The following is a 23555-nucleotide window of genomic DNA, read 5'->3' as shown; positions in this document are numbered from 1 at the left end:
TAAAATCAAGGAGGCCTCTTTCGTGTCAACATCTCTTCCATCCGGTTTTGCCGGTCAAAATTCAGGATTTTCAAAAGCATCGCCTTCTCCGATCCCGGACGAATTGATCCGGGTCCTTCGGGAGCGGTCCGTCACTGAGGCGGTCGGCGAAGACCAATTGATGTTTCATATTGAGACGCTTGTATCGGATATTTTAAAAATGGTGGCTTCTTCCTATGGTCCTTTGGGCATGAACAAATTGATTGTAAATCCGGTCGGCGACGTTTATTTGACAAGCGATGGCAAAAACATCATCAAAGAAATCGATCTTTTACATCCGGTGGCCGTGTCGCTCAAACGGCTCGGTCAATCCATGGACAAATCATGCGGCGACGGGACGAAATATGCGCTCATTTTAGCCTGCGGTTTACTTTTGAACGCGGTATCGCTCCTTCGGAAAAAAGTTCATCCCATGACGATTATCGATGGATACGAACTGGCGATGGGAAAAGCGTACGAAATGCTGGAATTCGTGAGCGAAGACGCTGACGACGATATGATTTTTTCAGCCGTCAAAGCGGCCGCTTTTTCAAAGGGAATTGAAGAAGGACAAGCCACCGCTTTGGCAAAAGCCATGATTCAAACGGTTGCGGAAGTGGACAAATATTATCCGGATTCGTTTTTGGATTTGGAAGATAATGTCAAAATTTTGAAAAAAACCGGCAGCCCGGATATTTTTTCTTTTCAAGGCGTTATTTTGGATGAAACACCGGCTCGGGAAGACATGCCGAAACACATTTTATCTCCCCGAATTTTATTGCTTCGAAGCGATTTGAAAGTGAAAAGCGGGTATCTGAATCCGGAACATTTCGTTCGGATGGATAATCCGATGACAGCTTTTGAATTTAAAAAAGCAAAAAATGATGTTGCTGAAACATTTGCCGAAAAAGTTCTCCAAAGCGGCGCCAATCTTGTCTTTTGCGAAGGCGAAGTTGATTCCGTGATCGAAGAAGCATTTTCCCGCCATCATATTTTATTGTTTAAGCGTCTTAAAGAAGTTGATTTGGATTATATTTTCAGAGCGTCGGGCGCTCAATTTTCAACGATTGCGGATGATTTGACGCCGGAAGTTCTCGGATATGCCGATGAAATCGTTGTCAAAAAAACCCGGTATGAAACGTTTGCTTATTTGGCCGTTTCCGGTCCGGTCACGTCCGTTTTGATTCATGAGCCCGCCAAGTACGGCCTTGGAAAAATAGAAGAGGCAGCCGACGACGCGCTCAACACGGCGGCGCTTCTTTTGAAAAACCCGAGCGTTGTGACGGGCGGCGGCGGAACGGAATATTTCCTGACACGTTCGCTTCGTATTTTTGCGAATACATTGGACGGAAAACATCAGTTGGCGGTTTTGGAATTTGCCAAAGCGATGGAAGCCGTTCCGAAATTTTTGGCGAAAAATATCGGCATGGACCCGGTGGATTCCATGATTCAATTATCGGCGATGCAGGAAGAAGGCATTGACGCCCGAGTTGACGCGTCCGGCAAGGTTATTGCGAACAGTCCGACTGTTTTTGATTGCGCAATGGTTAAAAAATACGGGTTGGTTGCGGCTGTGGAATGTGTTTCGAATGTTTTACGCGTGGATGAGATTTTGTTGAAGAAATGAGATTTTTAGAGAAAATTTAAATTTCCCACATGCTTCGGCATGTTTTCTTTCTCTTTTTTTCTTTATTTTCCTCACAGCTTCCGCTCATCCAAAAACTATAAATAAAACAAGTTCTATTCAAGGTATTGTAAACCAGAATACAAAATTAGGTTTACATTTAACAACAAATCCGAATCGGGGAAACAACACCCCAATTCGAATCTGCTGAAAACAACAAACAAAACTAAACAATCAAGGAATAGATATCCATGAATATAAAACGATCGGTCGGGATTTTTATTGTCTTATCCTTGGTGGTTGCAACGATACCGATTGCAGCCGCAACGGAAGGCATGAAAACAATGACGCATCCGGCCGGCGGAATGAAGCAACACATTCTGACGGAAGAAGAATTGGCAGCGCTGGAAAATATGACGGAAGAAGAAAGACAAATTTATGTCTTGGATCAAGTCAAAGAACAACTTGATTTTCAGGTCGCTGCCGGCGCTCTCACTCAAGAACAAGCGGATGAAATTTACGCGCATTGCGCCTCCGGCGAATTCAGAAAAACGGACAACGGTCTCTATGGAATGAAAGGGAAAAACTCTCTGATGAAAAATCCCTCAAAAAGTATTCCGATGCTTTCCGAAGATGAAATTTCAGCTTTTGAAAACATGACCGATCATGAGAAAAAAGAATTCATGCTTTCCAAAATGAAAGACAGATTGGATGCCGATGTGGCGGAAGGCGTTTTGACGCGGGAACAAGCGGACGAAATCTATGAACAAATGTCTTCCATGGACATTTCGTTCGGGCCGGAAGGCAAATCCATGACAATGGACGTCAAGGCCGGCATTCAAATGCCCGGGCCGACGGTGTCCAAAGAAGAACTGGCCGCTTTTGAAAGCATGACCACGGATGAAAAGCAAGCCTTCCTGTTGGCTCAATTAAAAGAGCATTTGGAATCTGACGTCAAAATCGGACGGCTGACTCAAGAGGAAGCCGATGAAATTTATGCACACAGTGAATCCGGCGGTTTTAAAATCGGATTTTTAATGCCGCCGATGGAGCCTGTTGAAAATTAAAACAATAACTCAATACGCGCAATGTTGGTGTTCTCGGAACACGGGAGGTTTAAAAAATACGAAGCAAAGATTCCCATTCATAGTTTAACCCACATAGTTTAACCCACCCTGTAAATTAAAAAACATTAAAAAACAAATAAACACATAATTTAACCCACAAAAAACGTAAGCGAATAAAAACGAAGGACGAATACCCCAAAATAAAAGAAAGGCTGAAATGTTTTGGCCTTTCTTCTTTTCGTTTTCATAAATTCTCAGTTTTCAAAACTGTTTTCAAGGCAGTTTTCAAAATATTTCTCCAAAAATTCCAAAAAACAAACAAATCCCCCTCCGAAAGGTGGGGTCATTTGTTTGATGGCGATTTTTAAGTTTCAATTAAATGCTATCGCTTTTTTAAAATATTGACTATTCAGCGGTTGATTATTCAACAACTAGAAATATAAAAAAACCTTTTTAAATTAAAATCCAAACATTTCCGTTTAGGTTTGTTAAAAAGGTAAAACCATGAGACTTCAAGATCAAATCTACGACTTAAAAAAAGCTTATGAGAAAAGCGTCCGCTCCCCGGAAGAAATTCTGAATATATACAACGGCATTGAGGACAAAAATGCGATTGACGAATGTTCCGGAAAAAACGCGTTGATTCATATGGCGGCCAGTTACGCTGACGGGAAAAATATCCGGCGGTTGGTTGAAGGCGGCGCGCAAGCCGGCGTTGTCAATGCTTACGGGCAAACCCCGCTTCATTTGTTGTGCGAATCCACTCATCTCGGATTTTACCGGCCAAGCGACGATGAGATTTATGACGCGGCCTGTGCGCTTCTGGACGCCAAAGTCAGTGCCCTTCGTAAAAATGACCGTGGACAAACATGTTACCATCTGGCGGCCGATAAAGGGGTTTACCCGATGATTCAGGCCATGATTGACCGCGGTGTTAAAATCAACATGACCGATAAAGACGGCTGTACAGTTTTGCATCTGGCTGCTCAAGGCGTCCGGCATCCGCTTGAAAGCCGCAAGTATCGCGTCAACGATTATGAACGGGCGAAGGCAGAAGCAGCCAAACCGGATGTCAGTCCGACTTTTGATAAAATAAATCAAGAACAGCTTGAACGAACAGAAAAAGAGTTCAAACAAAATGAACACCTCATTGACAGTTATTTCAAAATCGTTAAAGCGGTTGTTGATGCCGGTTTAATTGACCCGGATGAAAAAGACAATTACGGAAAAACAGCTTTGGATTACGCGATTAAAAGCAATTCCAAAATCATTGCCGCCTTCTTAAAAGGCGAGTACGATGAAAACAATCCGGACAGCGCGGCCACGGGCGGCATGACGCTTCACCAAGCGGTGGACAAAGGCGACATGGTTGCCGTCAAAGCCATTCTCGCAAGCGGCGCGGATATTCACGACGTTTTCCATGAACCGTACAATAAATTGAATGGCAAAACACCGCTGGCCGTTGCCTGCGCCAACGCAAATGCCGAAGCGGTTCAAATTTTACTCGACGCCGGCGCCAACCCGAATTTCAAGTCGGGTGAAGGCGGCTACACGGCTGTTCGTTCTCTGATTTTGAATTTAAAAGACAACCATTTCCGGTCAACCGGAAAAGACGTGGAAACGATCCTGAAAAGCATGGTCAAAGCCGGTCTTGATATCAACGGTTTTTTGGATGACAACGAAAACACGGCTTTGATTGAAACATGCAACGTGATTTACAGAACGAATCTGAATGAGTCCAACAATAAAGAAGGCATGCTTTTTCATACGATTATGAACCTCGGCGCCGATGTGAATGTTACCAACAAAAAAGGTCAGACGCCGCTGATGATTGTCGCTAAGAAGGACGCGGACTTGGAAAACGCGTTCATCATGCTTCTTGAAGCCGGCGCCAAAACGGATGTTTGCGACATGGATGGAAACACGCCTGCCATGTACGCGGCCGAAAACCGCAAGCAGAATAACGCCAAGAACTTTATTGATTTGATGGCGGCGTTTGGTGATATTAAAGCAGACGCTGTGAACAACAAAGGAAAAACGGCGCTTGAAATCGCAACCGAAAAGAATCATGAAGCGGTGGTTAAACAACTTTTATCCATGCAACAATAAAATTATGAAAGCTGAGGTGATCAACTGTATGGAAAAGACATTCGGCAAAAATGCTGTCAGAAATACCGTACAGTTGGAAATGCCTCGACATGAACTTTTGAAAAATTAACTTTTCAAAAGTTTGTTTTACACAGGCTTTAAAACATATTGTTAACCTCTTCCTTTTCAAATAAACAAATCTTTTTTCATAAAATTAATATTATATTTTAATCTGTAATCATGTCATCCGTTTGTATATTTTTGATTCGCTCATCTGTTTAAATTTTAAAACGTAAACCTTTGCCAAAAGCTTAATATGGAACGATAGAGTTTAGCATTTGTCATTATTATTAGTCACACAATGTATTACAAAAAAGTGTCCCACAGGCATTTTTTTCAAAAAACGGAAGGAAAATCGGTCAAAAATGTGACTTTGACGGTTTTTCAATTTGGTATTTTGATTGATATTTTGGTTTTGTTCAAAAACGAAATTTAAAGAACGTAAGCCATCTCTCACCTTAAAAACCATTCAAAAACGACATCTAAGTCTACTTAATCATTTTTAGAGGTTACCAGAATGAAAGAAATCAGAATTCATGGGCGCGGCGGGCAGGGATCCGTCACGGCCGCTGAGCTTCTTTCCATTGCCGCTTTCAGCGATGGAAAATATTCTCAAGCTTTCCCGGCTTTCGGAGTGGAACGCCGCGGGGCACCGGTTCAGGCTTTTACGCGTCTTGATTCCGTGCCGATTCGAATCAGAAGTCAAATTTATGAGCCGGATTATGTCATTGTTCAAGATCCGACGCTCCTTGACGTCGTCAACGTGACCGGCGGTTTGAAGCCGACCGGCGCTTTAATCATCAACACCAAAGAGTCTCCGAGCGCTTTTAAACACTTGGACACGAAAGCCCGGATTCTGACGGTGGACGCGACCAAAATCGCGATTGACATTATCGGCGTTCCGATTGTGAACACCGTTTTACTCGGCGCCTTTGCGGCGGCGACCGGCGAAGTGGCGGTCCCGTCCATTCAAGACGCTGTCCGCGACCGTTTTTCCGGCGAAGTCGGACGAAAGAATGCCGAAGCCATTCAAACAGCTTACGACGCTGTCAAAAAGGAGATGGAAGAATGAAAGTAACCATCGGAGCTGTCTGCGACCCGGGAACCGCTATGGAAAACAAAACCGGCGGCTGGAGAACATTCATGCCGGTTTTTGATTACAGCAAATGCATCCGCTGCGCGATTTGCGAAGTCGCCTGTCCGGACATGTGCATCTATCCGGATCCGGCAACGGCCAACGACAAAGGAAAGTGCTTGTACAAAGCCAATTACGATTATTGCAAAGGATGCGGCATTTGCGCGAACGAATGCCCGAAAGCCGTGATTACCATGACTCTGGAGGAGAAATAATGGCTGTCAACCCGAAAGACAAATCTAAAATGGTCGTCGTTGAAGGTTCTTACGCGACGGCTCACGCCGCCAAAGTTTCCCGTCCGCAAGTGATCTCCGCTTATCCGATCACCCCGCAAACCCACATTGTGGAAGATTTATCCAAAATGATGGCGGACAGCGAAATTCCGAACTGCGAATATATCAACGTCGAGTCCGAATTTTCCGCGATTTCCGCGCTCATCGGTGCTTCAGCCACCGGCGCCCGGACATACTCGGCCACAACATCCCAAGGACTTTTGTTGATGCACGAAGCGCTTTTCAACGCTGCCGGCATGCGCCTTCCGATTGTCATGACGGTCGTGAACCGGGCGGTTGGCGCGCCGATTAACATCTGGAATGACCAGCAAGATTCCCTTTCCCAGCGTGATTGCGGTTGGATTCAAATTTATACCGAAGACACCCAAGAAGCAGCCGACACCGTTCTTCAGGCATTTAAAATCGCTGAGGACAAAAATGTGCTTCTGCCAATCATGGTTTGTATGGATGGATTCGTTTTGTCCCACGTGTACGAACCGGTTATTTTGATGGACCAAGCTGAAGCGGACAAATTTTTGCCGCCGTTTAAACCGGACAATTATTTGGACCCGAAAAATCCGAAATCGTTCGGAACGCTCGCCGACCCGTCATTCTACACGGAATTCCGGTATTCACAGGAAGAAGCCATGAAACGCGCGCTTCCGATTATTGAACAAGCTGCAAAGGATTTCCAAAAAGTCACCGGACGCTACCACGGCGGCCTCATTGACGAATACAATATGGACGACGCGGAAATCGTTTTGGTGTCGTTTGGTTCCATTCTCGGAACAATGAAAGACGTTGTTGACGCTTACCGGGCCCGCGGTGAAAAAGTCGGCATTTTAAAAATCCGTGCGTTCCGCCCGTTCCCGACAGAAGTTATTAACAAAGCCCTTTCAAAAGCCAAAGCCATTGCCGTTATTGAAAAAGATATTTCTCTCGGCCGCAACGAAGGCATTTTGTTTACGGAAATCAAAGCCGGTATGTACAACACGCCGACCCGGATTCCGATGATCGGTTACATGGTCGGTCACGGCGGCCGCGATGTCAAACCGTCTCACGTTGAAGAAATTATCGAGGAAACGAAAAAGGTTGCAAAAACCGGAAAAATCACCATTGAATCACGTTTCAATGATGTCAAGGAGGATTTGTTATGAGCACCGACAACAAGCCTTTCAATTTGCTCACGCCCGGGCACAACGGCTGCGCCGGATGTTGTGACGCGTTGGCCGCCAAATACGTTTTGATGGCGGTCGGCTCCGACTGTATTATCGTCAACCCGACCGGCTGTTTGGAAGTGATGACCACGCCGTTCCCGAAAACCGCTTGGAACGTTCCGTGGATTCACTCGCTCTTTGAAAACGGCGGCGCTGTGGCGTCCGGCGTTGAAGCGGCTCTCATCGCTCTCGGACGAAAAGGAAACACGAAAGTGATCGGAATCGGCGGCGACGGGTCCACCATGGACATCGGAATCGGCGCGCTTTCCGGCGCGTTTGAGCGCGGACACGATATCACTTACGTTTGCGTTGACAATGAAGCGTACATGAACACCGGTGTTCAGCGCAGCAGCGGAACGCCGTTTGGCGCGTCCACCACCACCAGCCCGTCCGGAAAATCATCCTACGGAAACCCGACCAAAAAGAAAGACATGCCGGCCATTATGGCGGCGCACGGATCGCCGTATGTGGCGACGACCTCCATCGGTTACGCAAACGACATGATCAAAAAAGTCAAAAAAGCGACCGACGTGAAAGGCCCGACCTACATTCACGCCCACGCGCCCTGTCCGACCGGTTGGGGTTTTGATTCGTCGAAAACCATTGAAATCGCGAAGCTTGCCGTTGACACATGCCTTTGGCCGCTTTACGAAATGGAAGACGGCGTCGTCACCAGCGTGAAAAAAGTCAAAGATCCGAAACCGGTGGAAGACTACCTCAAAACCCAATCCCGTTTCAAACACCTGTTTAAAATGGAAGGCGGCGCAGAGGAAATTAAAAAAATTCAAGCGATGGCTGACAAGAATATTTCATACTATGGGCTTGATAAATAATATTTATCAGGCTCTTTTTTTTGTTTTTTTAATAATTCAGTTCTGATTTTAACTTCTGCATAATGGTCAATATTGGAAATATACGTAGACGTTTCAATATCTCTAAGTTCTGATTTTAACTCCCCGTCGTAAACGACGGAAACCAAGCACGGGGTGGTTTCAATATCTCTAAGTTCTGATTTTAACTTCCCCGATACCTCTAAATGTTAACGTAGTAGAACCGTTTCAATATCTCTAAATTCTGATTTTAACGAATTATGCTGATGTTGGCCTCACTATATAAAGTCCTTTCAATCCCTCTCAGTTCCAATTTAAAAAAATCGAAAACCGAACAAAAGTCCGGTTTTTCATTTCAATTTGAATTTCGGCCAGATTCAGCCAAATTTCAGCACGATGTCCATCCGCCATCCACGATCAGTGTGGTTCCGGTAATGAATTTGGAATCGTCGCTCACCAAAAACAAAGCGGCATTGGCGATATCTTCCGGTGCTCCGGCGCCGCCGTGCATGGTTTTCATACCATCCGCTGCTTTTGCTTGCCCGCGCGGGTTGGCATGGATGTGACTTCCGATTTCCGTGGCGATAGCGCCCGGGCAAATGGCGTTGCAGCGGATTTTTTCATCGCAATATGTGTATCCGACGTTTCGAGTGAGTCCGATCGCGCCGTGTTTTGAAACCGTGTAAGCGGCCCCGGCTTTCCCGCCGAAAAGTCCGCCGACGGAAGCAATGTTTAATATGGTGCCGCCATTCTCGTTTTTCTTCATGAGCGGAATCGCTTTTCGAATCGCGACAAACGGGGCTGTCAAATTAACGTTCAGAACGCTCTCCCAAACATCATCCGGGACATCTTCCGCCAATTCGAAATTATCCATGATGCCCGCGTTGTTGACCAAAATGTCCAGTTTTCCGCATTCGGACGCGGCAAAATCAATCATGTTTTCAATATCTTGTCGGCTTGAAACGTCTCCTTTGAGCGGAATAATTTTTCCCGCGAACTTATCGGCTTTGACTTGATTCTTTAGTTCTTCCAGCCGCTCCAAACGGCGGGCAACAGCGATGACCGTTGCGCCTTCTTGAGCAAATAACAATGAAATCGCATGTCCCATACCTGAGCTGGCACCTGTGACAATCGCAACTTTCCCGTTCAATTTCATCTTTTCACCTCTTCTTATAACGGACTTGAAAATCCGTTGACGAACATTTATATTTTTACATTTATAAATTTAATGCACGGTTTTCTAAGAAAAATATTTATTCGTCTTGTTCGTTGATATGAATATTTTTCTATCAGATGAAAATTTAAATCAACAAGGAAAGGAATATTCATGCAAAAAGTAACATTCAAAGTTGGCGGCATGACCTGCGGTCACTGCCAGAAACGCGTTCAAAAAGCCATTTTGGAATCCGGCGGCGTTACAAAAGCCGATGTCGATGTTTCAAAAGGCGAAGCCGCCGTTGAATTCGATGAAACGAAAACCAATTTGGACAAAATCAAAGCCGCCGTCCAGAATGCCGGCTACAAAGCTTGAAGTCATTTTGCTTAAATTTTTGTCGAAATGTTTGAATGATTCTCACCGGAGGTGTTTTTATCGGAACGAAAACCATTGGCGTTAGCGGAATGAGTTGTGACCATTGCGTTCGGGCCGTTGACAAAGCTCTATCCGGTCTTGACGGCGTTTCTTCCGTTCAAATTCAACTTGACACCGAACAGCAAATCGGAACCGTCATGATTGTTTTTGATGAAACAAAAACCGATCTGTCGGCGATATTTGATGTGATTCGGCAAGAAGATTACGAACCGTTTTTGCCTGATTCCATGGCGGCAGATTCTGAAAATTTTTTGCCCGGCTCGGTCGGTTCAGCCGCTCAAACATGCCCGTTGAATCCCGCTCTTGAAAATACCGGAAAAATATCCGGTTCCATTCAATCCGGTGATGAAAAATTAGTTTTGAAAATTGAAGGCATGAGTTGTGCGGCTTGCGTTTTAAATATTGAAAAAACGCTTCTTAAAAAAGCAGGCGTCTATTCGGCCGTCGTCAACCTATCTTTAAAAAAGGGAACTGTTTGGTACGACCCTAAAGCCGTCACGCCGGACGAAATCATTGACGAAATTAAAAATATCGGATATACCGCGTCGGCGGCGCTTCAAAAATCAGACGATGTTTCGGCGGAACTTCAAAAAGACGCTGCTCGTCAACGCAACAATTTCATCGCGGCTTTTATTTTGGGCATTCCCGTGATTTTGGGAAACATGAGCCTGATGGTCAGTTGGCTTTCATTCGTTCCGGAATTTTTGCAAAATAAATATTTGCTTTTCCTTCTGACAACGATTATTATCATCGGTCCCGCCCGCCAATATTTTACGGGCGCTTTTAAGGGTCTTAAAAATGGGCTTGCGGACATGAATCTTTTAATCGCGGCCGGAACCGGATGCGCTTATCTGGTCAGCGTCGTTTCCACTTTTTGGAATTTAGGTCCCGGGTACGGCCACCTGTATTATGAAACGGTGGCGATGCTGGTCATTTTTGTGACATTCGGCAAATATCTGGAAGCAAAAACCCGCGGTAAAACATCGCAGGCGATTCAAAAACTGATGAAACTTCAACCGAAAACGTCTCACGTTCTTCGAGACGGCGTTGAAGTTGAAATTCCCGTGGAAGAAATTCTGATCGGCGATACCGTCATTGTCCGCCCCGGTGAAAAAATTCCGGCGGACGGCGCGATTATTTCCGGAAGCTCGGTGGTTGACGAATCCATGCTGACCGGAGAAAGTTTGCCGGTTGAAAAAAGCGTTGGAAAAAAAGTCGTCGGCGCCACGCAAAATTTATCCGGATCTTTTCAATTTCGGGCAGAGAAAGTCGGCGAGGACACGGTTTTGTCTCAAATCATCCGTTTGGTGGAAGACGCGCAGACCAACAAGCCGCCCATTCAAAAGTTGGCGGACAAAGTGGCCGGTAATTTCATCGTTGCCGTTTTTGTCATTGCGCTTTTTGCCTTTTTGTTTTGGTTCCTGATCGGTTACGATTATTTTGATGTGAGCGGTTCCGCCGCGTTTTTTGGCATCAGCCCGTTTATGTTTTCACTTTTGATCGCCATTACCGTTTTGGTTATTTCCTGTCCGTGCGCTGTCGGTTTGGCGACGCCGGCCGCCATCATGGTCGGAACCGGCATGGGCGCCGAAAACGGTATTTTAATCCGGGGCGGCGACGGGCTTGAAAAAGCGCAATCTCTCAAAGCGGTTGTTTTTGACAAAACGGGAACGTTGACAAAAGGAAAGCCAAAGCTGATTGATGTTGTTTTGTTGAATCCTGCTTTTTCGAGAAATGACGTTCTCCAAATGGCGGCCACCGCCGAAAACAATTCCGAACATCCGCTCGGACAAGCCATTGTCAAAGGTGCCGCTCTGGAAAATATTTTTCCTCAAAACTGTTCTTCGTTTGAGGCCGCCTCCGGAAAAGGCATCAAATCGGAGATCGACGGACATGTGGTTTTAATCGGAACCCGCCGCTTTTTATCGGAAAACAATGTTTTTGACCGCGGCGTTTCTGCTCCGGATTTGGCGATTGACTCGCAAATCCAAACGCTTGAAAGCGGCGGGAAAACCGTTGTTTTAATGGCGGTGGATTCTATTCCGGCGGCGTTGTTTTCAATTGCCGACACGTTAAAAGAAACGTCCAAGGAAGCCGTCACGGAACTTTTAAAAATGGGACTTTTCGTTTACATGCTGACCGGTGACAACCGGCGGACCGCGCTTTCGATTGCGCAAGCGGCGAACATTCATTCGGAAAACGTTATTTCGGAAGTGTTGCCCGCGCACAAAGCGGAAAAGATTCGGGAAATTCAAGATTCCGGTTTGCCGGTCGGCATGGTCGGAGACGGTATTAACGATGCGCCGGCACTGATTCAGGCCGATGTCGGCATCGCGATGGGTGCCGGAACGGACATTGCGATTGAGTCGGCGGATATCATTTTGATTCGGGACAATCCGAAAGACGTGACAACTGCCATAAAACTCAGCCGGCTGACGATTCGGAAAATCAAGCAAAATTTGGGGTGGGCATTTGGTTATAACGCCATCGGAATTCCGATTGCGGCCGGACTCTTGTATCCGCTCACGCACACCGTTCTCATCAGCCCGGAGCTGGCGGCCGCTTTTATGGCGCTCAGTTCCGTTTCTGTCACACTCAATTCGCTGTTGATGAAACGGTCCAAAATCAAATAAAAATTAAATAAGTAGCAATAATCGAAAATTATCAATCAGGGGACTGAATATGAATTCAAATCAAGAACCGGTTCAAAATGAAAAAAAGACCCGGAAATCCGTTTTTATTGAAAGCGTTTTTCTGTCCCTTGCCGTTGCTTTTCTTTTTTTGGCGGCGGTCTTTCTCAAAATCAGATATTTTTCCGGGTCTTATACGAACATTGATGTCATCGGTGGGGCGTTTTTCGTGTTTTTCCTGAGTTGGATTATTTTTTTGATTTTACTTCCGAGAGTCAGGGATATGAAAAAAACCTGATCGGAGAATCAAAAAACGTTTATGTTTTCGTTTTTAAACTGTTTTTAAAAAGAAACACCCTTCTGTGTTTTGGTTGATATCGATATTTCCGTATTAATTCAATTTGAATATGTTGAATATGTTAAATATGTTCAAATTGATTTTTAATACAATTGTATAATGAACTTACCGGCTTAAATATTTTATGTTTTACCGATTGAATGTTCAAATGTTCTCTTTTTTGGATAAAGTCGGACGACTTTGAATCCCAATTTAATATAATTTATAAAAAAATATATATTCTTAAGACGCTTAATTTCCCCATCCGCAAAAGGAGGGATTCGCCACTTGAGAGATTTTTTATATCAGACATATGACATGGTTCTTGAGCGTTTAAAGTACGCGGAAGCCAAGAATACGATTATTGTCACTCTTCTCGGCGCGTTGGTCATCGGCGGTTTTCGTATTTACAACGAAACGCCTTACCGTCCCGACATTGCGACTTTTTATTTTTGGAATTTCATTCTTTTTGCCGTTTTGGCCATCACGGTTTCTCTTTCCTCGTTTATGCCCAACATCAAACTTCAATACCTGTACAAAGGAAAAGAGCCGGCCGATTCGGACAGTTTGATTTATTACGAACACATTTCCAAATATGACGTCGATACCTATCTGACCGCTATCAATCGCCGGTATTTTGATTCGGAAGCGACGCCCGGAAATTTGGATTTTGACGTTGCCGCTCAAATCATCATCAATTCCCGTTCCGCTTACCGAAAGTATTCGATTTCCTATTACGCCATTGTCTTTTCGATTTTCGCGATTTTGACGCCCATCATCGGCATCATTTATTTCTTCTTAAGTTCGCGCGTTCACTTGACCAACGAAGACGGAAAAACGAAAGTCCAATACGGAAAAATCAAGTTTATCGAAGATATCAAAGAACTCACCATCAAGTCTAAGCGAAAGCTCCAAAATCCGATTTCAAAAAAGCGGACGCAAAATACGCAGCATCTGGAGCAATCCAAAAATAAATTTTTCACGTCAGGCATTCCGAAAACAAAAGGTCAGCCGTCCGATCCGTCCGCTTCGTCTGTTTCCGCAAATTTGGAAAAACAGCCGGCGGATGTCTTGCCTGAAATTCCACTGACAGGTCCGAATGCGTCGTCTGCGGAGGAATTTTCAAACACAGCCGCTCCGTCACAATCCTGGCCGTCGGATCCGGAAAGTTACGGATATGTTGACGAATCATCCGGCAAAACAGAGTCCGATTCGGAAGCAGACTCCGAACGTGAAATCGTAAAAACAGAGCCGCCGTTGGTTCCGACGCACGTGTCGGATGATATGGACGATGAAAAATAAAAAAAGAAGTCGTCAATAAAAAAAGAAGTTTGTCAATAGATTATGGACAAATGTTGAAAAGAGGATATGTCAGCTGCATTTCTTTTTTAAGTTATATATTTTATGTTCAAATCTTTAAAATTAAATAAAAAAACCGGTGAAAGAAACTCTTTCACCGGCAAATCGGCCTCTCGTTTTTATTTCAGCCGCAGGCGTTTTGTTTTTGATGCCTTATTTTCATTTCTTTCCGTTTCTTCCGACTTTAAATCCGATTCCCGCTGAAATCAAAGCGATTGCGGCGGTGACAACAATCCACCACATCCATGGAATACTTTTTTGTTCAAAACCTTCTCCCGCGGCTGTTGTTGTCGGGGCCGGTTCAGTTGTTGTCGTTGGTGCCGGTGTTGTTGGTGCCGGTTCCGGTTCTGTCGGCTTTCCGCTCATCGGAACAATGGTGGCTTGTCCGAAACCGCCGCCGGACCCGCCGGATTTTTTATTAACCGTCAAGGTGATTGAATCGGAGGTTGCTGAAATGCCTTTTTGGTTGGTTACGACAACCCGGTATTCCCCGCTGTCATCGGTGGCGGCTGACAAGATTTCATGAACAGCGACGGAGTCGACAGCTTCATAATCCGATATTGTCGAATTCCACTTTTGCCATTCATAGTTCAAATTGTTCACGTTTCTCAAAATAAATGAGACATCCGTTCCTTCGCCAACAGTATCGGATGGGTCGGCATACGGCTGTTCCAAGACGACAAGCTTTGCAGAGGCGGATGCCCAGTTATCGTCCCGGGTGGTATAGGGTCCGGTTACGACAACCACATACGTTCCTCTCTCGGCCGTCGTCACACCGGATATTGTCAACTCTTTTGTGTCTGTTCCGGAATAGCTTCCGCCGTTCGTTAACGTATTATTGACGTCGACACTTCCTTTATACCATTGATACGTAAAGCCGGTGTCGTCTCCTTTCACTTCAACGGAGAACGTCACATCGTCCGTTTGTCCGTCAAAAGCAACAGCATTCACCGGTTTCGTTTTAATAATCGCGGCTTTGTCAACATCCAATGTCAGCGGATTTGAAATGGCGGAGGTTCCGTCCACCGTATCTGTGACAATAACCCGGTAACTGCCAATGGAATTCAACTTCACCGGGTCAATGACGTATTCATATCCGGTTGCACCGGCAACGTCCCTGAAATTCCCGTTTCGGTTTTCTTTCTGCCATTGATATGTCCAACTGCTGTTGTCTTCGGTTGAGAATATTACACTTTCACCGGTCAACGCTTCTTCCGGTGAAACGGTCGGCTCCGAAATGACGGTGAGTGTCACCTCGTCGGATTTAATCACATTTCCAACGCCTTGGCCGGTCACTTGGACATAGTACATATATCCGTCTTTGGATTCGTCGGCGTCAATTGTCAGTATTTTCTTGTTGCCTTGCGCGCCGGCAATTTTGGTATATTTATTTCCGCCATCGGTTGATTCAAACCACCGGTATTTGAAATTCGTGCCGGTTTCATCAGCGGCGCTTTCGAGTTCCACCGACAGCTTTGCTTCCGTTCCGTCAAAGGCGATTGTGTTCACCGGCTCGGTTGCGATGACCGGCTTTTTATGAACCGTTAATGTAATGGTGTCAGATATTGCCGTCGTGCTGTCAGCTTTTGTCACCGCTACATAATAGTCGTCGGAATCTGCCATTGCGGCGTTTGTTAATTCATATGGATTGGCGGTTGATACGGTCGCAGGGGTTGAATTATTCCACTTAATCGTATAATCCGTATCTGAAAGAATATCTCCGCGAACGGTCTTGACAGTGAAAGTCGCATTTCCGCCTTCTCCGATCTCATCGGCAACGACAGTCGGTTGTTCCAGAACCGTCAATGTCAATGCGATGGTGTCGTAGGTGTTGTCCGTTCCTTGGGCATAGACGAGGTAAACGCCATGGTCGTCGGCGTCAACAGTGGTTATTTCAAAATCATCGTCGGTTCCGTTTTGTATTTCAATTCCGTCTTTATACCAAACATAGTTTTGAACATTCGCGGCGATAACATTCATGGAGACGTCTTGTCCGTCAAAAGCCACATAATTTTTGATGGTGGCGGTGTCAATCAAAGCCGCTTTGTAAACTTCCAACGCGACCGGTCCGACTTCAATGCTTGTTCCATTGGCAGTGACGACAACACTGTACGCGCCGGCATCGGCAGAACTGACTGCGTTAATTGTGTAGGTGTCAGATGTTGCACTTCCAATGTTGGTTCCACCCTTTTTCCATTGATAGGTTGCGCCTGTCGGACCTGCTGTCTCAAAAACCACTTCCGTTCCATCCAAAGCCCGCACCGGTCTTGTTGTGATTTCCGCGCTGTCAACCGTCACGTTTATGATCGGTTTATCGTAAACCCTTAGCGTGACGTTTTCGGATGTGGCGTTGTTTCCGCCGGCCATAACAGCATCGCCGCCGCCGATAACTTTGACCTTATATTTTGTGCCGTTATCTGTTGTCGCGTTCGCATTGAATTCATACACCCGGGAAGTTGCGTCCGGAATAATCGTGTCGTTTTTGTACCATTGGTAAGTCATGCCGGTAGCTGTAACGGGTGTCACGGAAAACGTGACTTTATTTCCGTCAAAAGCGTAAGTGTTTACAGGGGGTGTTATAATGGCGGCTTTGTCGTAAACGGTTAAAATGGCGGACTCTGTTGGAAGATTCTCACTTCCATATTTTGCTCTCAATTGAGCGCCGTCCCAACTGATCGGGACATTTGTCATTGTAAGAGTTGATGTACGTGCTCCCGTACCTCCCGGAGTTGAAATTGAAATCGTTGCTCCATTTACGAGTTGGTTTGTTATATTCGGATTACTATGGCCATTGATAGCAACCCACGTGCCGTTTAATTTATATTCCCAAAAAGGGGCTGTTCCTGAAGGCCAAAGTCCCGCGGTTGTATTTCCTCTTGCAACAAAAGTTGCAGTGTTGCCGACAAGAATTGTCGAATCTGATGGATGGGTATTAATCTCCGCACCCAACGCCGTTCCCGGCACCATTGAAAACAAAAGAACCAACGTTAAAACCACAACGAACATTCTTTTGTAAAATTTTCGAATCATATATTCTCACACTCAAGTTCAATCCCTTAAAGAAAAATGGTTTGTAACCATAATACAAAAAATGGTTCGCAACCATAATACAAAAAAATAATTATATATGAAAAATATAAATTCATTAAATGGTTGAATTGTATATTTTTTATACTTCTTTATATTTACACATTTAGTCATATTTATGTGTTATTGCAAACGATTTCTATTTATTTTTTAATATATTTCATAAGAATATCATCACATTTTTTAAATATAAATATGTGTATACAATTATGATAGTCTCATTCACTTCTGCCACTCTGATCGTCATATTTTATTTTTGTCGATTTCTCTTCTTTTATTGAACTGTTTTAAACTGTCTGTTCATTATCTCCGAAAATCTTTAAATATAACTTATCACATTGTCCATCCGTCTTACTTATTAACGGCGCGGGAAAAAAACCGCCTGTTAGTTTTAATCCGGTGAGAAGTGTAGGAACAACATAAGTGTCAGGGCCAATTCGAAAGAAAGCCCGTTTTCGCCAAATCACGAACAAAAAGCAATGTTCTTGGCGGAAAAACACGAAAATGTTATTGATTTCATCAATATTTTTCGTTGTCGATGTTGCGGATTAAAATCAAAAGACGGTAACCGATCCGATTTTGGGGACACCCGGAAACTCTCAAGCGAAAAAGCCCGGTTTTCAAAATCAATATCTGTTGTGTGATATTTCATTCATTCTTACGGATTCGTATCATATATTATATGATTTGCCCGTTCAAACCTTTGGTTTGTTGTTTGAATTGCTGCCCGTTCTTTATTTTAATCATTTATGTCATCGCTTTTTGACCTTGTTGTTTTTGCTCCCGGTGATTTTAAGATAAAAATCAAACCAAAAGGAGTCAAAAAATGTCAAGCATACACAGACCTGACAGAGGTTCGCGTGCGTTTAGCCCTCGCAAGAGAGCAAAAAGCCCGGTCCCGAAATTCAGGTCCTGGCCCGCAAAAGAAGGCCAGCCGAAATTACAGGCATTTGCAGGATACAAAGCCGGTATGACTCACGTCATCATGATTGATGATGTTAAAACGAGTCTGACCGCCGGTACGGAAATTGCGGTCCCCGTGACTGTCATTGAAACGCCGGCTATCCATGTGGCCGCTATTCGCGCTTACGTCAAAGACGTCGGCGGCGAAGTGGCAGCAGCAGAAGCCTGGACCACCAAATTGGAACCCGAACTTTCCAAAAGATTGCGCGTTCCGAAATCCGACAAATCCGCGGAATCTCTCGCGAAAATTGAAGAATTGCTTTCAAAAGGCGAAGTGACCGACATCCGCGTTGTCACGTACACCACCCCAAAAGCTGTTGCCAGCATTCCGAAAAAGGTTCCCGACGTTATGGAAACCGGAATCAGCGGCAAAGACGTCAAAGCGAAATTCGAATACGCTAAAACCATCCTCGGCGCCGAAATTAAAGTGACCGACGTTTTTAAGAACGGCAGCTTTGTTGACGCCGCCGCCATCACCACCGGTAAAGGAACACAAGGACCGGTTAAGAGATGGGGCATTGCCAAAATGAAAGGAAAACACTCCCGCCAAGGCAGCTTGAGACAAATCGGTACGCTTGGTCCCTGGCACCCGGACCACGTGATGTGGCAAACCCCGCAAATGGGACAAGTCGGATACCACCAGAGAACAGAATACAACAAACGCATTTTAAAAATCGGCGAAGACGGAGCAGATGTGACTCCGGCCGGCGGATTCATTAACTACGGTTTGGTCAGCGGCGAATACATCCTTGTCAAAGGAAGCGTCCCCGGGCCGTCCAAAAGATTGATCCGCTTCAGAGAACCCGTCCGATACCACAAGGCACAGCCGGCAGAACCGCAAATTCTGCACATCAGCCTGCAGTCTCAACAAGGGTGATATTCATGGTCGCAGCAAAAATTTTAGATTTATCCGGTCAACCGGTCGGGGAAATTGAACTTCCATCCGTCTTTTTTGAAGACTACCGTCCCGACTTGATCAAAAAGGCCGTGTTGGCCGCCCAAGCAAACAGAAGACACCCCTACGGTCCGACTCTTTACGCCGGTATGCAGACATCCGCAACAGGCTGGGGTTCCGGACGCGGTGCTTCCCACGTTCCGAGAATTGTCAACGGCTCGCGCGCCGCCCGTATTCCGCACGCCAAAGGCGGAAGAGCAGCCCACCCGCCGAAACCGGAAACCGATTACTCCGAAAAAGTGAACAAAAAGGAAAGACGCCTGGCCGTCCGCTCCGCAATCGCAGCCACCTGCAGCGAAGATTTGGTCATCACCAGAGGACACATCTTCATGACGGAAGAACTTCCGATTGTTGCCGACGACGCGTTTGAAAACTTGTCCAAAACCAAAGACGTTGTCTCTTTCTTTGAAGCCATCGGCGTTTACGAAGACGTCATGCGCGCCAAACTCGGCAGAAACATTCGGGCCGGACGCGGAAAAATGCGCGGCCGGAAATACAAGAGCAGAAAAAGCCTTTTGGTCGTGACCGGCGACGTTGCCGCCGTTTCCTGCGCCGCAAGAAACTTGGCCGGTGTTGACATCGCCACCGTTTCCGAACTCAACGCGGAACTTTTGGCTCCCGGAACACACGCCGGAAGACTCACCGTCTGGACCAAATCCGCCATCGCGAAACTTGCAGAAAAGGAAGGTGTTATGGAATGATGTCGGTAGAGTATCCGTTCATTACAGAAAAGGCCATGCTTCACATGGAAGACAGTAAACTTCAAGTCATCGTTGATTCCCGCGCGAACAAGCAGCAAATCAAAAGAGACGTCGAAGAGCTTTACGGTTTTAAAGTCACCAGCGTCAGAACAATGACCACCATGAAGGGGCAGAAAAAAGCAATTATCACATTCGAGAAGTCTGAAGCCGCGCACGAAATCGCAACCAGACTCGGACTCGCATAAGGTGGTTAATATGGGTAAACGAATTATCGCACAGAGAAGAGGTAAGGGAAGTCCGACTTTCACCGCCCCGTCTCACAAATTTAAAGCAGAACTCATGCATCCGGTCGTGGCCGCAGGCGCGACACTCAAAGGAACCGTCATTGACGTCGAGCACGACACAGCCCGGGCCGCTCCGATTATCAAAGTCTTCTTTGACGACGGAAAATCCCAGCTCATCATCGCAACGGAAGGCGTCGCTGTCGGTCAAATCATTGAATGCGGACCGGCCGCTGAAGTCAAAGCCGGAAACATTCTTCCGGTCGGTAAAATCCCGGAAGGTATTCTGGTGTGCAACATCGAAGGAAAGCCGAACGACGGTGGAAAATTCACCCGCTCGTCCGGAACACACGCGATCGTCGTGGCGCACGAAGAAGGACGCACCTCCGTTCAGATGCCGTCGGGCCAATTGAAATGGTTCAACCCCGAATGCCGCGCCGTTATCGGCGTTGTCGCCGGCGGCGGACGTGTTGAAAAACCGTTCCTCAAAGCCGGAAAAGTGTACCACAAGATGAAGGTTCGTGCCAAGAGATTCCCGCGCGTCAGAGGAGTTGCCATGAACCCGAGAGACCATCCGTTTGGTGGCGGTAACAGGCAACACCCGTGCCGCTCGACAACGGTCAGCAGAAACGCACCGCCGGGCGCGAAAGTCGGTCACATTGCCGCACGCAGAACCGGAAGGAAACGTTAAAGGGTGATTCAAATGGCAGCAAAGAAAACAGGTTCATCAAGATTACCGAAACGCAAGGGTGAGTTCACCTACCGCGGAAAAACCATTGCGGAACTTCAAACATTAAGCATTGAAGAATTCGCACAACTCCTTCCGTCCAGGGAGAGAAGATCGATCATCAGAGGATTGACCGAAGTCCAAAAGAAGGCCCTTGCGGACATGCGGGCCGGCAAAGAAGTCAGAACCCACGCACGGACCATGATTATCTTGCCGGAAATGGTTGGAAAGACGGTGGCCGTCTATGACGGTAAAAAGTTTATCGACGTCGAAATCCAGCCGGAAATGGTGGCTCACCGCTTCGGTGAGTTCGCGCCGACCAGAGGCAAAGTTTCCCACGGAAGCGCCGGTGTCGGAGCCACTCGTTCCAGTAAATTCGTTCCGTTGAAGTGAGGATGATAACATGGGAAGACTTAATTACTCAACCGTCGCCATTCCGGAGAACAGCTCAAAGGCAATGGCCTCCGAACTTCACATCTCTTTCAAAAAGACGCGTGAAATTTGTCACCACATTCAGGGAATGAAAGTGCCGCAAGCCCGTGCATTCCTCGAAAATGTCGTCATACAAAAGCAAGCCGTTCCGTTTAAGAGATTTACGGAAGGTGCCGGCCACAAAAGAGGACCGATGGCGGCCGGAAGATATCCGGTGAACGCCTCGATTGAAATGCTCAAACTCCTCAAAAACGCGGAAAGCAACGCCGAATACAAAGGCCTTGAACCGGCGCACATGTACATTTCAACGGCTCTCGCGAACCGTGGAAGAACCATTCGCGGTTATTTCCCAAGAGCTCGCGGGCGCGCATCCCCGAAAAATACCGAAACCGTGAACATCGAATTGATTTTAAGCGAGGTGCAATAATATGGCAGTCGAGAGAAAATTCGTAAAAGACGGATATGTTAAAGCCTCCATGGACGAGTACTTCGCAAAACAACTTGGTCGATCCGGTTACGGTGGAATGAACATGAGCCGGACACCGCTCGGAACTCAAATCACCATCTATTCCGAAAAACCGGGAATGGTTATCGGAAAAGCCGGTAAAGTGATCCGCAAGTTGACGCAAGATGTCTCCGATATGTACGGTATTGACAATCCGCAAATTGACGCTCAGGAAATTAAAAAGACCGAACTCAACGCGCAAATCATGGCGAACCGCTTGGCGTCGTCCATTGAGCGCGGCTGGTACTTCAGAAAAGCCGGAACCAACACCATCCGCGCCGTTATGTCGGCCGGTGCGCTCGGCTGTGAAGTGGTCATTTCCGGTAAATTGACAGGTGCCCGTGCCAGAACCGAAAAGTTCGTGGACGGGTATGTGAAGCACTCCGGCCACCCGGCCGAGCAAATCGTTGACGTCGGCTACGCCGTTGCCATCAAAAAGCTCGGAACTCTTGGCTGTAAAGTGAAAATCGTTCAACCGGGCGCTGTCCTTCCGGACGCGTTTAAGATTGTTGAAGGACTTCCGGTCGAAATCAAAGAAAAACCGCCGGTTGCCCAAAAAGCCAAAGAAGAGAAAGTTGTCGTTGTTGAAGAAAAGGTTATTGCCGTTGTTGATAACGCCGGCGACGTCGTTGCCGAGGAAATCATCGAAACGGTCACCGAAATGACCACTGCGGTTCCTTCCGAATCCGATGAAATCGTCGTCGAAGACTCCGACACCAATGAGGTCAGACGGGTTGTCGGCGATGTTTGGCAGCACAAACACGACGGAATTTCCGGATGGCATCCGATGGCGCGCGTTCACAAGGAGGCGAAGAAATAATGGCAATCCTCAGAACGAGCGACATTCGCAAAATGTCCGCAGCCGAACGAATTGATGAGATCCAGAAATTAAGCAACGAACTCATTCGCGAACGCGCGTTGACTTCCGCCGGCGACGCTCCGGAAAACCCGGGACGCATCGGTGAAATTACCAGAACCATCGCACGCATCAAGACAATTCAAACCGAAATGAAAGATAACTAAACATGACTGAAATTGAGATCACGCCGGACAATTTGCCCTTTCATGAATGCATCGGGCTTTCTGTCACGGTGAAAAGTTCTTGCGACCCGACAATAACAGGTCTTTCCGGAATCATCGTCGATGAATCCCGGAACACATTTCAGATTGAAACAAACGGAAAAATAAGAACGATTCCGAAAACCGGATCTGTCTTTTCTTTTTCCCTTGTTTCGGAAAAATCAGAAAATGGCCGCATATCCGCACAAATAAACGGTAAATACATGCTCTCACAACCCCAAAATCGGATAAAGAACTTAAAGAAATCAAGAAAATGAGGTTAAATTTATGGCAAGAGATATTGGAATTGATGTTCCGGAACCCTCCAAAGAGTGCGATGACATTCACTGCCCGTTCCATGGTAAATTACCGGTCAGAGGACAACTTCTGGTCGGCACCGTCATCAGCACAAAGATGGACAAATCCGTCGTCATTGAAAGAAGATATGAAAAAATGGTATCCAAATACCAAAGATATGAGAAGCGCCGCTCCATTATGCACGCTCACAACCCGCCCTGCATCAACGCAAAAGTCGGCGACGTCGTGACGATTGCGGAATGCCGCCCGCTCAGCAAGACGAAATCATTTGTTGTTGTGAAATCTGAGGAGGCTTAAAC

Annotated in this window: 23 protein-coding genes; 21 read left to right on the top strand and 2 right to left on the bottom strand. The window is 46.2% G+C overall.

Annotation, left to right across the window (positions count from 1 at the left end):
- Nucleotides 1-22: 22 nt before the first annotated feature.
- From MsAc7_RS05690 to MsAc7_RS05660, 7 genes are all read left to right on the top strand, one after another.
- The gene (locus MsAc7_RS05690; protein ID WP_338101964.1) at nt 23-1645 is read left to right on the top strand and encodes a TCP-1/cpn60 chaperonin family protein; all 1623 of its coding nucleotides are present in this window, start codon (nt 23-25) and stop codon (nt 1643-1645) included.
- Nucleotides 1646-1893: 248 nt separating this feature from the next.
- Entirely contained in the window at nt 1894-2709 is an 816-nt protein-coding gene (locus MsAc7_RS05685; protein ID WP_338101963.1) for a hypothetical protein, read from the top strand.
- 504 nt (nt 2710-3213) lie between these two features.
- Nucleotides 3214-4818 carry an ankyrin repeat domain-containing protein gene (locus MsAc7_RS05680; RefSeq protein ID WP_338101962.1) on the top strand — a complete coding sequence of 535 codons (1605 nt, stop codon included), beginning with the start codon at nt 3214-3216 and terminating at the stop codon, nt 4816-4818.
- Nucleotides 4819-5374: 556 nt separating this feature from the next.
- On the top strand, nt 5375-5929 hold the full coding sequence (locus MsAc7_RS05675; RefSeq protein WP_338101961.1) for a pyruvate ferredoxin oxidoreductase subunit gamma: 555 nt from the start codon (nt 5375-5377) through the stop codon (nt 5927-5929).
- On the top strand, nt 5926-6207 hold the full coding sequence (locus MsAc7_RS05670; RefSeq protein WP_338101960.1) for a 4Fe-4S binding protein: 282 nt from the start codon (nt 5926-5928) through the stop codon (nt 6205-6207). The genes MsAc7_RS05675 and MsAc7_RS05670 overlap by 4 nt, the downstream gene beginning before the upstream one ends.
- Nucleotides 6207-7421: a pyruvate synthase subunit PorA gene (gene porA / locus MsAc7_RS05665; protein ID WP_338101959.1), complete on the top strand. Its 1215-nt coding sequence runs from the start codon at nt 6207-6209 to the stop codon at nt 7419-7421. The genes MsAc7_RS05670 and porA overlap by 1 nt, the downstream gene beginning before the upstream one ends.
- Nucleotides 7418-8314: a thiamine pyrophosphate-dependent enzyme gene (locus MsAc7_RS05660; RefSeq protein WP_338101958.1), complete on the top strand. Its 897-nt coding sequence runs from the start codon at nt 7418-7420 to the stop codon at nt 8312-8314. Before porA ends, MsAc7_RS05660 begins: the two co-directional genes overlap by 4 nt.
- 385 nt (nt 8315-8699) lie before the next feature.
- Here MsAc7_RS05660 and MsAc7_RS05655 read toward each other — a convergent pair whose 3' ends face one another.
- Nucleotides 8700-9467: a glucose 1-dehydrogenase gene (locus tag MsAc7_RS05655; protein WP_338101957.1), complete on the bottom strand. Its 768-nt coding sequence runs from the start codon at nt 9465-9467 to the stop codon at nt 8700-8702.
- Between the two features lie 171 nt (nt 9468-9638).
- Here MsAc7_RS05655 and MsAc7_RS05650 point away from each other — a divergent pair, with 171 nt between their 5' ends.
- The 4 genes from MsAc7_RS05650 to MsAc7_RS05635 all read left to right on the top strand — a co-directional run bounded on the left by MsAc7_RS05650 (nt 9639) and on the right by MsAc7_RS05635 (nt 14171).
- On the top strand, nt 9639-9842 hold the full coding sequence (locus MsAc7_RS05650; RefSeq protein ID WP_338101956.1) for a heavy-metal-associated domain-containing protein: 204 nt from the start codon (nt 9639-9641) through the stop codon (nt 9840-9842).
- A 35-nt stretch (nt 9843-9877) separates the two neighbouring features.
- Nucleotides 9878-12535 carry a heavy metal translocating P-type ATPase gene (locus tag MsAc7_RS05645; RefSeq protein WP_338101955.1) on the top strand — a complete coding sequence of 886 codons (2658 nt, stop codon included), beginning with the start codon at nt 9878-9880 and terminating at the stop codon, nt 12533-12535.
- A 49-nt stretch (nt 12536-12584) separates the two neighbouring features.
- Complete coding sequence (locus MsAc7_RS05640) at nt 12585-12830, top strand: ATP synthase F0 subunit 8 (RefSeq protein WP_338101954.1); 246 nt, start codon at nt 12585-12587, stop codon at nt 12828-12830.
- Between the two features lie 327 nt (nt 12831-13157).
- Nucleotides 13158-14171: a Pycsar system effector family protein gene (locus MsAc7_RS05635; protein WP_476738679.1), complete on the top strand. Its 1014-nt coding sequence runs from the start codon at nt 13158-13160 to the stop codon at nt 14169-14171.
- 216 nt (nt 14172-14387) lie between these two features.
- On the opposite strand, the gene MsAc7_RS05630 is transcribed toward MsAc7_RS05635, so the two are convergent.
- The gene (locus tag MsAc7_RS05630) at nt 14388-17258 is read right to left on the bottom strand and encodes an immunoglobulin domain-containing protein (protein WP_338101952.1); all 2871 of its coding nucleotides are present in this window, start codon (nt 17256-17258) and stop codon (nt 14388-14390) included.
- Nucleotides 17259-18141: 883 nt separating this feature from the next.
- Here MsAc7_RS05630 and rpl3p point away from each other — a divergent pair.
- Genes rpl3p through MsAc7_RS05580 form a run of 10 tightly spaced genes read left to right on the top strand, consistent with a single transcriptional unit; the run spans nt 18142 to nt 23553 of the window.
- Entirely contained in the window at nt 18142-19155 is a 1014-nt protein-coding gene (rpl3p, locus tag MsAc7_RS05625) for a 50S ribosomal protein L3 (RefSeq protein WP_338101951.1), read from the top strand.
- Nucleotides 19156-19160: 5 nt separating this feature from the next.
- The gene (gene rpl4p / locus MsAc7_RS05620) at nt 19161-19934 is read left to right on the top strand and encodes a 50S ribosomal protein L4 (protein ID WP_338101950.1); all 774 of its coding nucleotides are present in this window, start codon (nt 19161-19163) and stop codon (nt 19932-19934) included.
- Entirely contained in the window at nt 19931-20179 is a 249-nt protein-coding gene (locus tag MsAc7_RS05615; protein ID WP_338101949.1) for a 50S ribosomal protein L23, read from the top strand. The genes rpl4p and MsAc7_RS05615 overlap by 4 nt, the downstream gene beginning before the upstream one ends.
- A gap of 10 nt (nt 20180-20189) precedes the next feature.
- A complete protein-coding gene (locus tag MsAc7_RS05610; protein WP_338101948.1) occupies nt 20190-20906 on the top strand; it encodes a 50S ribosomal protein L2 in 717 nt (238 codons plus the stop codon).
- A 12-nt stretch (nt 20907-20918) separates the two neighbouring features.
- On the top strand, nt 20919-21335 hold the full coding sequence (locus MsAc7_RS05605) for a 30S ribosomal protein S19 (RefSeq protein WP_338101947.1): 417 nt from the start codon (nt 20919-20921) through the stop codon (nt 21333-21335).
- A gap of 10 nt (nt 21336-21345) precedes the next feature.
- Nucleotides 21346-21801, top strand: coding sequence for a 50S ribosomal protein L22 (locus MsAc7_RS05600; RefSeq protein WP_338101946.1), 456 nt, complete (start codon nt 21346-21348; stop codon nt 21799-21801).
- A 1-nt stretch (nt 21802) separates the two neighbouring features.
- On the top strand, nt 21803-22699 hold the full coding sequence (locus MsAc7_RS05595) for a 30S ribosomal protein S3 (RefSeq protein WP_338101945.1): 897 nt from the start codon (nt 21803-21805) through the stop codon (nt 22697-22699).
- Nucleotides 22699-22902: a 50S ribosomal protein L29 gene (gene rpmC, locus MsAc7_RS05590; protein ID WP_338101944.1), complete on the top strand. Its 204-nt coding sequence runs from the start codon at nt 22699-22701 to the stop codon at nt 22900-22902. Before MsAc7_RS05595 ends, rpmC begins: the two co-directional genes overlap by 1 nt.
- Before the next feature lie 2 nt (nt 22903-22904).
- A complete protein-coding gene (locus MsAc7_RS05585; RefSeq protein WP_338101943.1) occupies nt 22905-23216 on the top strand; it encodes a ribonuclease P protein component 1 in 312 nt (103 codons plus the stop codon).
- A 10-nt stretch (nt 23217-23226) separates the two neighbouring features.
- Entirely contained in the window at nt 23227-23553 is a 327-nt protein-coding gene (locus MsAc7_RS05580; protein WP_338101942.1) for a 30S ribosomal protein S17, read from the top strand.
- Nucleotides 23554-23555 lie beyond the last annotated feature (2 nt).

Source organism: Methanolapillus millepedarum, assembly GCF_032594115.1.
GTDB classification, from domain to species: Archaea; Halobacteriota; Methanosarcinia; order Methanosarcinales; family Methanosarcinaceae; genus Methanolapillus; species Methanolapillus millepedarum.
Note: the sequence above shows the minus strand (reverse complement) of the source record. Positions and strands in the feature narration are given on the sequence as shown.

What these genes read in the sequence shown, in the direction of transcription:
- MsAc7_RS05685 (WP_338101963.1), top strand. Translation starts at nt 1,894, where the DNA reads ATGAATATAAAACGATCGGTCGGGATTTTTATTGTCTTATCCTTGGTG.
- MsAc7_RS05680 (WP_338101962.1), top strand. Translation starts at nt 3,214, where the DNA reads ATGAGACTTCAAGATCAAATCTACGACTTAAAAAAAGCTTATGAGAAA.
- MsAc7_RS05675 (WP_338101961.1), top strand. Translation starts at nt 5,375, where the DNA reads ATGAAAGAAATCAGAATTCATGGGCGCGGCGGGCAGGGATCCGTCACG.
- MsAc7_RS05670 (WP_338101960.1), top strand. Translation starts at nt 5,926, where the DNA reads ATGAAAGTAACCATCGGAGCTGTCTGCGACCCGGGAACCGCTATGGAA.
- porA (WP_338101959.1), top strand. Translation starts at nt 6,207, where the DNA reads ATGGCTGTCAACCCGAAAGACAAATCTAAAATGGTCGTCGTTGAAGGT.
- MsAc7_RS05660 (WP_338101958.1), top strand. Translation starts at nt 7,418, where the DNA reads ATGAGCACCGACAACAAGCCTTTCAATTTGCTCACGCCCGGGCACAAC.
- MsAc7_RS05655 (WP_338101957.1), bottom strand. Translation starts at nt 9,467, where the DNA reads ATGAAATTGAACGGGAAAGTTGCGATTGTCACAGGTGCCAGCTCAGGT.
- MsAc7_RS05650 (WP_338101956.1), top strand. Translation starts at nt 9,639, where the DNA reads ATGCAAAAAGTAACATTCAAAGTTGGCGGCATGACCTGCGGTCACTGC.
- MsAc7_RS05645 (WP_338101955.1), top strand. Translation starts at nt 9,878, where the DNA reads ATGATTCTCACCGGAGGTGTTTTTATCGGAACGAAAACCATTGGCGTT.
- MsAc7_RS05640 (WP_338101954.1), top strand. Translation starts at nt 12,585, where the DNA reads ATGAATTCAAATCAAGAACCGGTTCAAAATGAAAAAAAGACCCGGAAA.
- MsAc7_RS05630 (WP_338101952.1), bottom strand. Translation starts at nt 17,258, where the DNA reads ATGATTCGAAAATTTTACAAAAGAATGTTCGTTGTGGTTTTAACGTTG.
- rpl3p (WP_338101951.1), top strand. Translation starts at nt 18,142, where the DNA reads ATGTCAAGCATACACAGACCTGACAGAGGTTCGCGTGCGTTTAGCCCT.
- rpl4p (WP_338101950.1), top strand. Translation starts at nt 19,161, where the DNA reads ATGGTCGCAGCAAAAATTTTAGATTTATCCGGTCAACCGGTCGGGGAA.
- MsAc7_RS05615 (WP_338101949.1), top strand. Translation starts at nt 19,931, where the DNA reads ATGATGTCGGTAGAGTATCCGTTCATTACAGAAAAGGCCATGCTTCAC.
- MsAc7_RS05610 (WP_338101948.1), top strand. Translation starts at nt 20,190, where the DNA reads ATGGGTAAACGAATTATCGCACAGAGAAGAGGTAAGGGAAGTCCGACT.
- MsAc7_RS05605 (WP_338101947.1), top strand. Translation starts at nt 20,919, where the DNA reads ATGGCAGCAAAGAAAACAGGTTCATCAAGATTACCGAAACGCAAGGGT.
- MsAc7_RS05600 (WP_338101946.1), top strand. Translation starts at nt 21,346, where the DNA reads ATGGGAAGACTTAATTACTCAACCGTCGCCATTCCGGAGAACAGCTCA.
- MsAc7_RS05595 (WP_338101945.1), top strand. Translation starts at nt 21,803, where the DNA reads ATGGCAGTCGAGAGAAAATTCGTAAAAGACGGATATGTTAAAGCCTCC.
- rpmC (WP_338101944.1), top strand. Translation starts at nt 22,699, where the DNA reads ATGGCAATCCTCAGAACGAGCGACATTCGCAAAATGTCCGCAGCCGAA.
- MsAc7_RS05585 (WP_338101943.1), top strand. Translation starts at nt 22,905, where the DNA reads ATGACTGAAATTGAGATCACGCCGGACAATTTGCCCTTTCATGAATGC.
- MsAc7_RS05580 (WP_338101942.1), top strand. Translation starts at nt 23,227, where the DNA reads ATGGCAAGAGATATTGGAATTGATGTTCCGGAACCCTCCAAAGAGTGC.